We start from the raw sequence: 13269 nt of genomic DNA, 5'->3' as shown, positions 1-13269 counted from the left end.
CACAAAGTCTGCTTAAACTCCCCTTATTGTGGCAGACTAGAACGCATGATTACGGTCAGTTCCCTAACCAAAGCCTATAAAGGCAACACGGTAGTCAACGATTTAAATTTTGAGGTCTCACCCGGAATCGTCACCGGGTTCTTGGGACCCAACGGTGCCGGCAAGTCCACCACGATGCGAATGATCGTGGGGTTGGATGAGCCGACCAAGGGAACTGCCCGTATCGATGGAAAGGCGTATGCCGAGTACAAGCGCCCGCTGGAGAAGGTCGGCACGCTGCTGGACGCCAAGTGGGTCCACCCCAACCGCAGCGCCGCGGCACACCTGCGCTGGGTCGCCGCTGCCAACGGATTCTCTAAAAAGCGCGTGGATGAAGTCCTGGGCATCGTGGGTCTGAGCGATGTGGCGGGCCGCAAGGCCGGCAAGTTCTCGCTGGGCATGGGGCAGCGTCTGGGCCTGGCCTGTGCGTTGCTGGGCGACCCGGAGGTGCTGATCCTGGACGAGCCCGTCAACGGCCTGGACCCGGAGGGCATCCGCTGGGTGCGCGATTTCGTTCGGGCCCTGGCGCGAGAGGGGCGCACCGTGCTGATCAGTTCGCACCTGCTCAGCGAGATGGCACAGACCGCCGACCACCTGATCGTCATCGGTAAGGGGCGCCTGGTGGCAAACCAGAGCACCCACGAGTTCATCAAGTCCACCTCCGAGGTATCTACCGTCGTGCGCACCGACCACATCGCGGAGATGAAGGCCGCGCTGACGGAGGAGTCGGTGGCGTTCCAGGAGGGGAAGGATCTGGACGGCCGCCCGACGCTCACCATCCCGCAACAGGAAAGCGACTGGATCGGTGCCCTGGCTTATAGCTACGGGCTGCGCCTGCGCGAGCTGTCGGAGAAGCGCCCGAGCCTGGAGGACGCATACCTGCGCATGACTCAGGAGCACGTGGAGTACCACGCCAGTGTCGAGTCCGACAAGCTCGAGGCCGGTAAGGCTGAGGCCAAGCCTGGCAAGACCGAGGCGGCAGCCAAGCCCGGCAAGACCGAGGCTGAGACCAAGCCCGGCAAGCCCGAGGCCGCGGAAAAGGCCGCTCCCAAGGTGGTGCCGGAAGCGGCGGAGTCCGCAGGTGGGCGTCATAAAGAAAAGAGCGCTAAGGAAAACAGCGAGGCAACCGGCAACGCCGTGCGCGTGCAGAAGGAAGGGGACAAGTAATGGTGAACCTGATCAAATCGGAGCTTATTAAGATCCGCAGCACCAAAGCCCTGTGGTGGACCTCCGGGCTGATTCTGTTCTTCTCGCTCGGCTTCGCGCTGCTAAACGGCGCCATGACCGGCTCGCTGCTGACCAGTGATGAAGCGAAAAAGGACCCAGAGCTGTACATGTCCGTCGCGGCGGGCATCGGTTCCGACATGGGGCTTAGCGGCTTCCTTTCCTTCGGTATGATGATCGTGATGATCCAGGCCGTGATGCTGGTGACCACCGAATACGGCGCGAACACCAGCAAGACCACTCTTCTGGCGACTCCGACGCGCTGGCAAGTTCCTATCGCAAAGTTTCTGGTCTACGGCGTGATCGCCTCGATCCTCGCATTGATCTCCAACGTTCTAGGAACGATTCTCGCCAGCTGGTCGCTCGGCTGGAAGCTGGAGGAGGAAGAGCTGCTGGGCAAGGTGGGTCTCGGCGCCGATGGCCTGTGGGAGCAGATCGGGCGCATTGAGCTGTACCTGCTGCTAACCATCGCCGCCGCCATCGGCGTGGGTTACCTGGTGCGCAACACCGCCGGCGGCATCGCAATCATGCTGCTGTGGAACCTGGTGATCGAGGGCACACTGGTGCAGCTGGTGCCGAAGGTCCGCGACTGGCTGCCACCGTACATGCCGTTCACCAACGCTGAGGCCTACACCGGCATGCGGGATCTCGACGGGGCGCCGTGGGGTCAGACCGGCTCGATTCTGTACTTCGCCGCCTGGTGTGTGGTGCTTTTTGTCGTCGGCGTAGTGATGCTGAAGAAGCGAGACGCTTAAGCGCTTTTTCTTAGTGACGCCCCTTCGCCCCACCGGCATTGAGATGCCAGGTGGGGCCTTTTTAGCTTTGGGGATGGCTTGCGTTTTCCGGGGCTAGTCCGGGTTGCGCTGCAGGTCGTCGACGAGGGACTCCGCAGCTAGGGAGAGGTTCCGCAGGGCGGGCACGCCGCGGCGCAGTTTCGCGATGTCGCGCGCGTCCATCCGGTCGGTGGCCTTAGTGATAATGAGCGCCCACTCGTCGGTAATGGAGTTCATCATGTCCACGCCCTCGTCCGTGAGATAAAGATCCTGGGCCCGCTTATCCTCTGGGTTGGCCTGGCGGCGGATCAATCCCGCGTTGATGAGGCGGCGCACGGTCGCCGAGACGTTAGAGGCGCGGAGGAAGCGCAGGCGGGCGACATCCGACACACCACAGCCCGGGTGCTGGGAGATAAATTGCAGTACCTCGATCTCCGACTGGGAGATTTCCAGCGACTGGTTGGGCCGCTCCATCAGGCGGCGGGTGGCGGAAAGAAAGTCATATACTGCCGTGGCGATCTCTGCGACGTCGATCTCCGGCAGAATCTCGGGTGCCTTGCGGCCGCGTACCGGGGGGTGGGAAGGCGTCTGCGGCGACTTCTGGGGTGACGGGGTCATCGGGCGAAACTTTCTTTTGGTGTGCGTATGTAAGTAACTTGTGATTCACCCTATATGACGGCAAAAGTGCTATTGCACTAATCGGCGATAATGAAAACAATCAATTCGCCAACACGGCGCTTTACTGCAGCGTTAGTGCAGTACTACTGCAGCGCGCTCGTCAGGCGGGCGACGTTATCCACGTACTGCTTGTACAGCGGGCGGGTGCTCCACTGCTCGGCGGTCAGTAGGGCGGAGCGCTCCCGGTACTCCTCCGTGAGGGCTCGCAGCGCATCCAGCAGCTCGCCCTTGCCGACCATCAGCGAGATCTCGTAGTTCAGGCCGAAGCTGCGCATATCCATGTTGGAGCTGCCCATCACGGCTATTTCGCCGTCGGCGATGGCGAACTTAGAGTGCAGGACCTTCGGGTAGGGGTACAGGTACATGTGCACCCCGGCTTTCAGCAGCTCCGAGTAGTACGAGGCCTGCGCGTGGCCCACCATCGGCTGGTCTGACTTTTCGGAGACGTACAGCTCCACCCGAACTCCGCGGTAGCAGGCGGTGGTCACGGCTTCCATGAGGGACTCATCGGGGATGAAGTACGGGCTAATCAGCTTGAGCGTGTGCTTGGCGTGGTGCGCTATGGAGGTAAACAGACGCAGGTTCGGCTCCGTGGTGAAGCCGGGGCCGGAGGGCACGATCTGCATGATGTCCGCGCCGGTATCTTGGTCGTGCGTATCCAGCCACTGCTTGGCATCGGTGGGGTTGATGAGGTCCAGTTCCTCGTTGGTTTCGGTGAACCAGTCCACGGCGAACACCGAGTTGATGGTGCTGACGATCGGGCCGGTGAGCTCCGCCATTACGTCCACCCATTCGCGGCCGATCTTGTGGTTCTTCGGCTTCTGGTAGGGGGCCTCGATCATGTTCTGCGAGCCCATGAAGGCCACCCGGCCGTCCACGACCACCAGCTTGCGGTGGTTGCGCAGATCGGGGCGGCGGAAGCGCCACTTGAACGGCTGCAGGGGCAGCATGACCTGCCAGTCCACGCCCATGGCCTGCAGCCTCTTACCCAGCTTCTTGTTGCCCTTGTACTTGTGCGCGCCGATGTGGTCCCACAGCACGCGCACGGTCACTCCGCGTTGCGCGGCCCGGCCGAGTGCTTCGAAGAAGGGCTCGGTCGTATCGTCCCAGGCCATGATGTAAATTTCGACGTTCACGTAATCTTTGGCCGAGTCGATCGCGCGGGTCATCGCGGCGATCGATTCCTCGTAGTCCGAATGCAGGGCCTGCATGGTGCCGTTCACGGCGGGCAGTGCGGTGAGCTCCCGGTTGAGTCGCACCAGCGAACGTAGCTCGTCGCTGAGCTCGCTGCCCTCGGGAACGTCAGGCTCGTCGGCGCTCATCGTGCGGATCAGTTCGTTCGCCTGGTTCTGGATGCGGTGGCGCCGCCGGTTGATCGCTGGCGATCCCATCAGCAGGAATAGGAAGATGCCAATGAAGGGGATCAGGAAGATGGCGAGTAGCCAGGCCATGGCGGACGTTGGGCGTCGTTCCTTAGGAACCCAGCCCAGCGCAAAGATCTTCAGCGCGTAGTCCAGAACGACCAGCGTGACCTGCCACCACTGCAGATCGTCCGTGAACTCGCTAAACAGGCCGAGGAGGTCGGGGAAGGGCATGTTTTAGGCCTCACCGTCGATGGTGTAGTCCACGATCACCGGCGCGTGGTCGGAGGCGCCCTTGCCCTTGCGCTCATCGCGGTCCACACGCGCGGCGGTGGGTGTGATTCCGCGGACATACTGCAGGTCGATGCGCATGCCTTCGCCCTTCTGGAAGCGTATGGCCTGGTAGTCCCAGTAGGTGTATTCGTCGGCGATCAGGTCCGTCGCGGCGGTCATCCCCGCGTCCTCCAGGGCGCGCAGCCGGGCGCGTTCGTTGGGAGTCACGTGCGTGTGGCCGTTGAAGAAGCTGCGATCCCACACGTCCTCGTCGCGCGGGGCGATGTTGTAGTCGCCGACCAGGCACAGCTTCTCGCTGCTCTTTCTTTGGGACGCCCCCACGCCCGAACCCGCCGCATACGCCGCGAGGGCGTCGAGCCACCGCAGCTTGTAGGAGTAGTGCGGGTCCGCGATCTCGCGACCGTTCGGAACGTACAGGCTCCATACCTCCACGCCGCCGCAGGTTGCGCCTATTGCGCGCGCCTCCAAGGCCTGTTCGGCATCCAGGTCCTTGTTGAAGCCAGGCTGGCCGAAGTCGGTTTGCACGTCCGCAAGGCCCACGCGCGACAGGATGGCCACGCCGTTGAAGCTGTGCAGCCCGAAGTGGGCCTGCTCGTAGCCCGTGTCAGTGAAGTCGGGGAACTGCTTGTCCGTGCACTTGGTCTCCTGCAGGCACAGCACGTCCACGTCGCTGCGCTGCAGAAACTCGCGCACCCGCTCCTCGCGGGTGCGTACGGAGTTGATGTTCCAGGTGGCGATGCGCATGGTTAAGCATTCTAGCGCGTGCGCAGACTGCGGCTGCGGTGGTGTTCGCTGAATCCCAGCTTGTGGTACAGCGCCTTGCCGGCGGTGTTGGAATCGATAACGTCCAGGTAGGCGCGCTCGGCACCGTTGTCCGCGCCCCAGCTGAGCAGGTGCTGGCACAGGAGGGTGCCCAGGCCGCGGCGGCGAAAGTCCGGTGCCACCGCCACAGCGGAGTATCCCAGCCAGCCGTCGGTGATGGTGGCGCGGGTGATGGCCGCGAGTTGGCCGTCGACGGTGAGGCGGGCGAAGCCCAGCTGGCCGCCGATGCGGTGGCACAGCAGATCCAGCGCCTTCTTCGGCAGGGGCTGGCCGCGGAACTTGTACATGGAGAACCAGTCGGCATCCGGAGTTTCGTCGACGGCCAGCTCGATCTGCGTGTCGGCCAGGGACGGATCCAGCGTGTCGTCCAGAGGCGCGTCCAAAGTCGGAGCCGAAGCCTGCGGCGAGTCTTGCCCCGAGAGCTGTGCCGAGTCGCCGAGCTCCTTGCTCATCACCAGGATCTCCGGGCCGCGTTCGCCCGGTAGGTGTTCGGCGGGTCGGCCGATCCGGTCGGGGATCATCAGCTGGCAGGGCAGGTTGTGGGAGCGGTAGAACTCCTCCAGTTGCGCCAGCGGAACCTCCTGCAGTCCGGCGCTCGGGCCGATGGGCACCGCGGAGTTACTGCGCTCGGTGATTCCATCGCCCGCGCGCGCCAGCCACCCGCCGATCATCTGGTTTTCGATGCCGGGGAAGGCCGCGGCCTTGGCGGCCTCGAGGGCGCGGATGTCGCTATTGCGCACCGGCTTGGCACTGAGGGTCTTCAGCACCACAACGTCCTCGTCGGCGATCACCAGGTCGTCCACCTGCAATGGACTTATGCTGCGCAGCACGCCGATCGCGTCGGTGACGGTGCTGCCCGCCCCGAGGCCGGAAGCAGCATCGCCCGACACGCGGTAGCGCACGACCACCCGCGTTCCCGGGCGGATGCTCACGGGGTCGGTGCGGCGGCTGATGGGGAACCCGAAGCCCTCCACGCGCCGCGCACCTGCGTGGGCGGCGGAGAACGTCGTGTCTTTATTCATGCCCGAACGGGTCCTCGTCTACGCCCGGGGTCCAGGTGTTGCCTGCGTGGTCCCAGCCCTCGGCCTTGATGGCCTTCTTGGACTTGCGCTTCCATCGGCCGATCAGGGTGTCGGTGTACAGGAAGCCATCCAGGTGGCCGACCTCGTGCTGCAGGCAGCGGGCGAAGAAGCCGGTGCCCTCGACGGTGACCTCTTCACCGTTTTCGTCCAGGCCGGTTACCCGCGCCCAGTCTGCGCGGCCGGTGGGGAAGGAGTAGCCGGGGACGGACAGGCAGCCTTCCTCGTCTTCCTCCTCGTCCGGCATGGTCTCTGGGATTTCACTGGTCTCCAGGACGGGGTTGATCACGCAGCCGCGGCGCATCTCGCCACGCTCGGTATCGGGGCAGTCGTAGACGAAGAATCGCTTGTTTACGCCCACCTGGTTGGCGGCCAGGCCCACGCCGTTGGCAGCGGAGAGCGTTTCGTACATATCCGCGATCAGCGGGGCGAGGTCAGCGATCTCGCTGGGGTCCACCTTGGTGGTGGGGTTGTGCAGTACAGGGTCGCCACAGATGACGATAGGCATGATGGTCATAACAGACAGTCTAGAATCTAGTTCCATGTTGTCAGACCGAGAGATCGCCATTTTGGAGTTCGAGCGCCGCTGGTGGCTGGATGCCAGCGCGAAGAATGAGCACATCCGCGGCGAGTTTGGGGTGGATCCGGTCCGCTACTTCCAGCAGCTCAACCGTCTGATTGAGCGCCCGGAGGCCCTGGACTTCGACCCCGTCCTGGTGCGGATGCTACTGCGCCGCCGTGATGAAGATCTCTGATACAGCGCGCTGACTTAGTGCGGGGATGAAGGTTAATGGCAAAGAGCTCTAATGAAGCGCGGTGACGAAGAATGAAGCACAGCGCGTGTCAGACTTGTTACTAATGTTGCAGAAGTTAAAATTTGTGACGTGACTGAACCGAATCGACCACGCCATGCACTCGACGACGACGCGGATAATGAGAACCTCGGCCTCCCGCTGCGCGGCCTGGCCATGATCCTGATTGCCGTAGCCGTTCTGCTGATTGGCTGGGGCGTATTCTCCCTGTCCGGCAATGATTCCGATGAATCCGAGCAGGCCAGCCAGACCCAGCAGACGCAGGGTCAGCAGGGCCAGCAGGGCGAGCAAGCTAAGCAGGGTGAGAAGCCCTCCGCCTCTGAGGCTGAGGATCCCAAGCGCCCGGACGCGGAGGACTCCGAGAAGCCGAAGCCGGAAGACGAGCGCGAAAACCGGGAGGGTGATCGCGCTGACGAGCGTCGCGATGGTGATGCGGCAGCGGCGGAAGGTGGCGTCAATAAAGAAGATACCTACGTAGCCGTAATCAATAACAGTCCCATCAACGGCCTCGCCGGCGACGTCGTCAACAAGATGCGCGACCAGCAGTGGAACAAGACCGGCGTGGGCAACCTGCCGGACGAGTCGGGTGTCTTCCCGACGTCTGTGGTGCTCTACCCGAAGGGTAATGACGCCGAGCGTCAGCTGGCCGAGCAGCTCGCCAAGGACCTGGGGATCCAGGCGCGTGAGCGTGACGAGGCTACCGACCGGGCCATCGAAGGCGTAGAGATGCTGGAGGGGGAGCGCCCCGCGGGTGTCGTGGTTGTGACAACAAATGACATGCCCCGCTAGAGTAAAAGCGTTCTTTTAACTTCTGTCTACATATCTTCTAAGGGGCCGCAATGGACTTCCCGGGTTCCGCACCTTCCGTCGGTATTGAGTGGGAAGTCGCCCTCGTCGACCCCGAAACCCGCGACCTGGTTCCGCGCGCCGCCGAACTGATTGCGCGGATGGACGAGGTGTACCCTGGCCACAAGGTCGTCCGCGAGTTCCTGGCCAACACCGTGGAAATGGTCTCCAGCGTGCACGACACGATCCCGGAGGCAGTCGAGGACCTGCACGTGCAGGCGAAGCAGCTGCTGGAATGCGCGGACGACATCGGCGTGAACCTGTTTTCCGCGGGCACGCACCCGTTCGCGCACTGGGGGGATCAGCAGCTCAGCGAAAAGGGGAGCTACCAGGAGATCATCGAGCGCACCCAGTATTGGGGCCGCCAGATGCTGATCTGGGGAATTCACGTGCACGTGGGCGTGGGCTCCAAGGAAAAGGTGTGGCCCATCATCAATGCGCTGATGACGCAGTACCCGCACATCCTGGCCATGTCCGCCAGCTCGCCCGCCTGGGAGGGGTTGGATACTGGCTATTCCTCCAACCGCACCCTGCTGTACCAGCAGCTGCCGACTGCGGGCATGCCTTACCAGTTTGAAAACTGGGAGCAGTGGGAAGAGTTCAACCGGGACCAGGATTTATCGGGAGTGATTAACCACACCGGCTCCATGCACTTCGACGTGCGCCCCACCAAGTACGGCACGGTGGAAACCCGTTTTGCGGACGCCACGATGGAGCTGTGGGAGCTCGCCGCCATCGCCGCCTACACCCACTGTCTGGTGGTGTACTTCGAGCGCCGCCTGGACGCCGGCCACGAGCTGCCGACCCTGCAGCCCTGGCATGTCGCGGAGAACAAGTGGCGCGCGGCCCGCTATGGCCTGGACGCGCTGATCATTACCGACCGGGAGACCAACGAGGCACTGGTCACCGACGAGCTGGACGCCTGGGTGGATAGGCTCGCCCCGCTATCCGAGGAGCTGGGATGCGCAGCGGAGCTGCAGGATGTGCGCAAGCTGATCGCCCGTGGCGGAGACTATGCGCTGCAGCGCGCCGCGGCCCGTGAGCACGGTGCCGCGCCGGAGCCCGGCACCCGCACCCGTGGGGACGATGGGGTAGAGGGCGGCTTCACGCAGCCGGAGGCGTGGATCGCCGCGGTGGACCTGACGGTCGATTCCCTGCGGAAGTCGCTGTAGCTTCGCGCTAGATGTGCAGGCGGGCAGCCGCGTTGCACAGGGCGCTGGCGATGGAGGTATCGCGGTCCGCACCGAAGCCGACTGCCCACACGCGCTTGGACTTGTGCACCGCGTAGGTGAAGGTCACGGTGGCCTCGAAGATGTCGTACTGGTGGAACTCTGCGACCTCCACGGGGAAGCCGTGGTCGGCCAGGGTCTCCGACATTGCCGAGGATGCGCCCATTGCGGTGATTTCCACGCGGGTGGACTGCCCATCGGCGCGCAGGCCGCTGACCTGCATGTCGAAGTCGTGGCGGCCCAGCGAGAGGCGGGTGGCCTTCAGGTAGTCCACGCGGATCGCGCCGGGCGCGTAGGTGCGGATGAACTTCTTCCACTCCATGCCACGCGCTTCCTGGCGCATGCCCACAGGCAGGCGCTGGCCGAAACGGGCGCGGAATGGATCCTCCGCGAAGGTGCGGGTGCGCTTGCGGCGCTTCTCGATGCGGGTGTGCACCGGCTCGCTGTAAGTCTTCGCGGTGGAGCGGCGACCGCTGGGTAGCGGGGTGTACACAGGCGCGTCTAGATCCAGGTCCTGGTCCGAGCTGGCGAAGCGGATCAAGGTCGTGGTGTTCGTAGAGGAAACGTTCATGATGACTCGATTTTCTGGAACAAGATCTAGTTGGCCTTGGGCACCCGCTGAATGGGTGCCCAAATAAAGTTGGGTACCTATATAAAGTACTGCTAGTTAAATAATGTAATCCGTCTCACTCTGAGATTCAAACTGTTACCCATTTCTCATTAGGTGAGATTCTGGGCGACTAGCTGTGCGCCTCTGCGGTGCGCAACAGGAATAGCAGCTCGGCTGTCGCGATGGCCTCGATCTCGCCCGGATCCACGGATTCGTCCGCGGAGTGGATGGCGCACTTCGGCTCCTCAATGCCGTACAGCGCGAGCTCCGCCTGCGGATACGCGCTCAGCAGCTTGTTCGTCAGCGGAATCGACCCGCCGGAAGCAACCTCCATCGTCTCTTTGCCGTACACCTCGCCCAGCGCCTCGCTGAGCCGCTGTAGCGCCGGGCCGGAGGTATCCGCCTGGAATGCCTCGGCCAGGGAACCGCGCTCGATCTCCACCTGCGCGTTTGTCTTCTGGCTCTCCAGGTGCTTGACCAGTAGATCCTGGCACTCCTGCGGCTCGCGTCCCGGCGGCACGCGCAGGCTCACCACGGCCGCTGCGGTTGCGGGCACGGAGTTCACCGAGTCCGCCACCGACAGCGCATCCAAGCCCGTTATCGTGATTGACGGATTCATTACCGTCAGGTCGTTTGGCTGCCACTCGCCGGCGCCGTACAGCTCCACGCCGTCGGTTACCCCGGCGTTGTCGCGGAATTCCTGTTCTGTTGGTCCGACGCCACCCCAGCGCTCCTTCGGCTCCAAGCCCGGGACGGCCACCAAACCGTTTTCGTCGTGGAGAGTGGAAAGAAGCTGCACTAGCTCGACCAGTGCATCCGGAGCTGAGCCGCCGAACTGGCCGGAGTGCATCGGCTGTGCCAGCGTGCGGGTGCGCACCGTGACCGGCGCGGAACCGCGCAGCGCGGTGCACAGGCTCGGCTCGCCCAGGGCGTCATTGCCGGAGTCGGCGATGAGGAAAGTGTCGGCGGCGAAGAGCTCCGGCTTTTCGGCCAGCAGGTCCTCCAGGCCATAACCACCGCGCTCCTCCGAGCCTTCGACGACGATCCGGATGCCGAGATTCTTGGCGGCGGGGAAGTGGGCGTCCGAAAGAATAGAAAGAGCACGCAGCACAGCAACGTGCATGGCCACGTGGCCCTTGCAGTCGGCAGTACCGCGGCCATACCAGCGGCCATCGCGCTCGGTGAGGGTCCACGGGTCATCGGTCCACGCCTCGATGTCGCCGGCGGGCTGCACGTCAAAGTGGGAGTAGAGGAGGATCGTGGGGTAGCCCTCGGCGGGCTCGCGCAGGCCGATGACGGAGGTGGAGCCGTCGGTGGTGATGTGGCCTTCGACGGGGATGCCCACGCTGGTGAATGCGTCGATGACCCACTGCGCGGCGGCGGCATTGGCTTCCTCTAGACCCGGCGTGGAGTGGACCGACTCGAAGGAGACGAGAGTTGTGAGATCTTCCTTGAGCTGTGGCATCTGCTCCGCGATGGCGGTACGGGCCAGGTCTAGCTGCGAGGTGTTGGATGCGCTGTTGGATTCACTGTTGGTATCGCTCATAGATAACTACTGTAGCGACCGGACGGGACAGTCGATTTGTATGCACGGCACCTTGCAGACGATGGGGGAGAGTGCTAAAAACGGGTTTAGCACTTGAACTAAGGGAGTGCCAGAAAATAACCGTCAGATGAAGTGAGGGTGAATGTCGCGACATTCATTCACCCATGCCGTCGCGGGCGCTTGATCTGAGCCGTATGTGTCGCCAACTCTAAACGGAGGATCGAAAAGCCTCATGGCTAAGATGATTGCATTCGACGAAGAAGCACGCCGCGGACTGGAAAAGGGTCTGAACACCCTGGCAGACGCGGTTAAGGTAACCCTCGGCCCGAAGGGACGCAACGTCGTCCTGGAGCGCAAGTGGGGCGCCCCGACGATCACCAACGACGGTGTGACGATCGCTCGCGAAATCGAGCTGGAAGACCCCTACGAGAAGATCGGCGCCGAGCTGGTCAAGGAAGTCGCCAAGAAGACCGATGACGTCGCTGGCGACGGCACCACCACCGCTACCGTCCTGGCACAGTCCCTGGTACGCGAGGGTCTGCGCAACGTTGCCGCTGGCTCCAACCCGATGGGCATTAAGCGCGGCATCCAGGCTGGCGTGGAGAAGATCACGGCGGCGCTGCTGAGCCACGCCAAGGAGATCGAGACCCAGGAGCAGATCGCCGCTACCGCCGGCATCTCCGCTGCTGACGAGAAGATCGGCGAGCTGATCGCCGAGGCTATGTACAAGGTTGGCGACGGCCAGCTGAACAAGGACGGCGTAATCACCGTCGAGGAGTCCAACGCCTTCGGCGTGAACCTCGAGGTCACCGAGGGTATGCGCTTCGACAAGGGCTACATCTCCGGCTACTTCGCCACCGACGTGGAGCGCGGCGAGGCTGTGCTGGAGGACCCGTACATCCTGCTGGTTAGCTCCAAGATCTCCAACGTCAAGGATCTGCTGCCGCTGCTGGAGAAGGTCATGCAGTCCGGCAAGCCGCTGCTGATCGTTGCCGAGGACATCGAGGGCGAGGCTCTGTCCACCCTGGTTGTTAACAAGATCCGCGGCACCTTCAAGTCTGTCGCCGTGAAGGCACCGGGCTTCGGCGACCGCCGTAAGGCGCAGCTGCAGGACATCGCGATCCTGACCGGCGGCCAGGTCATCGCCGAAGAGGTTGGCCTCTCCTTGGAGACCGCAGACCTGCCGATGCTGGGCACCGCCCGCAAGGTCGTGGTGACCAAGGACGATACGACCATCGTCGACGGCGCAGGCTCCGCAGAGCAGCTGGCTGGCCGCATCAAGCAGATCCGCCAGGAGATCGAGAACGCGGACTCTGACTACGACGCAGAGAAGCTGCAGGAGCGCCTGGCTAAGCTGTCCGGCGGCGTTGCAGTGCTGCAGGTCGGCGCCGCCACCGAGGTGGAGCTGAAGGAGCGCAAGCACCGCATCGAGGATGCCGTGCGCAACGCTAAGGCAGCCGCAGAAGAGGGCATCGTCGCCGGCGGTGGCGCAGCCCTGCTGCAGACCGCCAACGTGCTGGACGACAACCTGGGCCTGGAAGGTGACGAGGCTACCGGTGTGCAGATCGTACGCGCGGCCCTGGCAGCCCCGCTGAAGCAGATCGCTCACAACGCTGGCCTAGAGCCGGGCGTAGTCGTGGACAAGGTTGCCAACCTGCCTGCAGGCGAGGGTCTGAACGCTGCAACCGGCGAGTACGTCGATCTGCTGGGTGCTGGCATTTCCGACCCGGTGAAGGTCACCCGTTCCGCGCTGCAGAACGCTGCTTCCATCGCGGCACTGTTCCTGACGACCGAGGCTGTCGTCGCGGACAAGCCGGAGCCGGAGGCACCGGCAATGCCTGGTGCCGACGAGATGGGCGGCATGGGCGGCTTCTAAGCCCCGTGTAAAACAGCTAAAAATAGCTAGTTTTCCTTGATTTAACCTAGGTAGACTCGCCGTAAAAACAGCCCCTGAGC

13 protein-coding genes are annotated in these 13269 nt (G+C 63.4%); 6 read left to right on the top strand and 7 right to left on the bottom strand.

The features are described from left to right. The first annotated feature begins 45 nt into the window (after positions 1 to 45). On the top strand, positions 46 to 1206 hold the full coding sequence (locus QKE30_RS05600; protein ID WP_239200600.1) for an ATP-binding cassette domain-containing protein: 1161 nt from the start codon (positions 46 to 48) through the stop codon (positions 1204 to 1206). After that, positions 1206 to 2018: an ABC transporter permease subunit gene (locus tag QKE30_RS05595; RefSeq protein ID WP_239200598.1), complete on the top strand. Its 813-nt coding sequence runs from the start codon at positions 1206 to 1208 to the stop codon at positions 2016 to 2018. The genes QKE30_RS05600 and QKE30_RS05595 overlap by 1 nt, the downstream gene beginning before the upstream one ends. A 93-nt stretch (positions 2019 to 2111) precedes the next feature. Here QKE30_RS05595 and QKE30_RS05590 read toward each other — a convergent pair whose 3' ends face one another. The 5 genes from QKE30_RS05590 to QKE30_RS05570 form a co-directional block, all read right to left on the bottom strand. Further along, positions 2112 to 2654, bottom strand: a complete 543-nt coding sequence (locus tag QKE30_RS05590) for a MarR family winged helix-turn-helix transcriptional regulator (protein WP_239200596.1) — start codon at positions 2652 to 2654, stop codon at positions 2112 to 2114. Between the two features lie 143 nt (positions 2655 to 2797). After that, on the bottom strand, positions 2798 to 4309 hold the full coding sequence (gene cls, locus QKE30_RS05585) for a cardiolipin synthase (RefSeq protein ID WP_239200594.1): 1512 nt from the start codon (positions 4307 to 4309) through the stop codon (positions 2798 to 2800). A 3-nt stretch (positions 4310 to 4312) separates the two neighbouring features. Then, complete coding sequence (locus QKE30_RS05580) at positions 4313 to 5113, bottom strand: exodeoxyribonuclease III (RefSeq protein WP_239200585.1); 801 nt, start codon at positions 5111 to 5113, stop codon at positions 4313 to 4315. Positions 5114 to 5124: 11 nt separating this feature from the next. After that, positions 5125 to 6213 (bottom strand): GNAT family N-acetyltransferase, encoded by a 1089-nt coding sequence (locus tag QKE30_RS05575; RefSeq protein WP_239200582.1) that lies wholly within the window; start codon positions 6211 to 6213, stop codon positions 5125 to 5127. Continuing rightward, positions 6206 to 6787 (bottom strand): peptide deformylase, encoded by a 582-nt coding sequence (locus QKE30_RS05570; RefSeq protein ID WP_035004751.1) that lies wholly within the window; start codon positions 6785 to 6787, stop codon positions 6206 to 6208. The genes QKE30_RS05575 and QKE30_RS05570 overlap by 8 nt, the downstream gene beginning before the upstream one ends. 25 nt (positions 6788 to 6812) lie before the next feature. Here QKE30_RS05570 and QKE30_RS05565 point away from each other — a divergent pair, with 25 nt between their 5' ends. The 3 genes from QKE30_RS05565 to QKE30_RS05555 all read left to right on the top strand — a co-directional run bounded on the left by QKE30_RS05565 (position 6813) and on the right by QKE30_RS05555 (position 9100). After that, entirely contained in the window at positions 6813 to 7025 is a 213-nt protein-coding gene (locus tag QKE30_RS05565; RefSeq protein WP_034987284.1) for a DUF3263 domain-containing protein, read from the top strand. A gap of 129 nt (positions 7026 to 7154) precedes the next feature. Continuing rightward, entirely contained in the window at positions 7155 to 7871 is a 717-nt protein-coding gene (locus QKE30_RS05560) for a LytR C-terminal domain-containing protein (RefSeq protein ID WP_239200572.1), read from the top strand. A 50-nt stretch (positions 7872 to 7921) separates the two neighbouring features. Further along, entirely contained in the window at positions 7922 to 9100 is a 1179-nt protein-coding gene (locus QKE30_RS05555; RefSeq protein WP_239200571.1) for a glutamate--cysteine ligase, read from the top strand. Between the two features lie 7 nt (positions 9101 to 9107). On the opposite strand, the gene QKE30_RS05550 is transcribed toward QKE30_RS05555, so the two are convergent. Further along, positions 9108 to 9728 (bottom strand): hypothetical protein, encoded by a 621-nt coding sequence (locus QKE30_RS05550; RefSeq protein WP_239200569.1) that lies wholly within the window; start codon positions 9726 to 9728, stop codon positions 9108 to 9110. A gap of 169 nt (positions 9729 to 9897) precedes the next feature. Further along, positions 9898 to 11313, bottom strand: a complete 1416-nt coding sequence (locus tag QKE30_RS05545) for a dipeptidase (RefSeq protein ID WP_239200567.1) — start codon at positions 11311 to 11313, stop codon at positions 9898 to 9900. Positions 11314 to 11545: 232 nt separating this feature from the next. On the opposite strand from QKE30_RS05545, the gene groL reads away from it, so the two are divergent. Continuing rightward, positions 11546 to 13189 (top strand): chaperonin GroEL, encoded by a 1644-nt coding sequence (groL, locus tag QKE30_RS05540; RefSeq protein ID WP_347934296.1) that lies wholly within the window; start codon positions 11546 to 11548, stop codon positions 13187 to 13189. The last annotated feature ends 80 nt before the right edge of the window (positions 13190 to 13269 follow it).

Source organism: Corynebacterium sp. c24Ua_83 (genome assembly GCF_039907245.1).
Lineage (GTDB): Bacteria > Actinomycetota > Actinomycetes > Mycobacteriales > Mycobacteriaceae > Corynebacterium.
This window is presented reverse-complemented; position numbering and strand designations above follow the sequence as displayed.

Bases quoted from the DNA above. Each gene is read 5' to 3' on its own strand.
- QKE30_RS05600 (WP_239200600.1), top strand. From the start codon at position 46: ATGATTACGGTCAGTTCCCTAACCAAAGCCTATAAAGGCAACACGGTA.
- QKE30_RS05595 (WP_239200598.1), top strand. From the start codon at position 1,206: ATGGTGAACCTGATCAAATCGGAGCTTATTAAGATCCGCAGCACCAAA.
- QKE30_RS05590 (WP_239200596.1), bottom strand. From the start codon at position 2,654: ATGACCCCGTCACCCCAGAAGTCGCCGCAGACGCCTTCCCACCCCCCG.
- cls (WP_239200594.1), bottom strand. From the start codon at position 4,309: ATGCCCTTCCCCGACCTCCTCGGCCTGTTTAGCGAGTTCACGGACGAT.
- QKE30_RS05580 (WP_239200585.1), bottom strand. From the start codon at position 5,113: ATGCGCATCGCCACCTGGAACATCAACTCCGTACGCACCCGCGAGGAG.
- QKE30_RS05575 (WP_239200582.1), bottom strand. From the start codon at position 6,213: ATGAATAAAGACACGACGTTCTCCGCCGCCCACGCAGGTGCGCGGCGC.
- QKE30_RS05570 (WP_035004751.1), bottom strand. From the start codon at position 6,787: ATGACCATCATGCCTATCGTCATCTGTGGCGACCCTGTACTGCACAAC.
- QKE30_RS05565 (WP_034987284.1), top strand. From the start codon at position 6,813: ATGTTGTCAGACCGAGAGATCGCCATTTTGGAGTTCGAGCGCCGCTGG.
- QKE30_RS05555 (WP_239200571.1), top strand. From the start codon at position 7,922: ATGGACTTCCCGGGTTCCGCACCTTCCGTCGGTATTGAGTGGGAAGTC.
- QKE30_RS05550 (WP_239200569.1), bottom strand. From the start codon at position 9,728: ATGAACGTTTCCTCTACGAACACCACGACCTTGATCCGCTTCGCCAGC.
- QKE30_RS05545 (WP_239200567.1), bottom strand. From the start codon at position 11,313: ATGAGCGATACCAACAGTGAATCCAACAGCGCATCCAACACCTCGCAG.
- groL (WP_347934296.1), top strand. From the start codon at position 11,546: ATGGCTAAGATGATTGCATTCGACGAAGAAGCACGCCGCGGACTGGAA.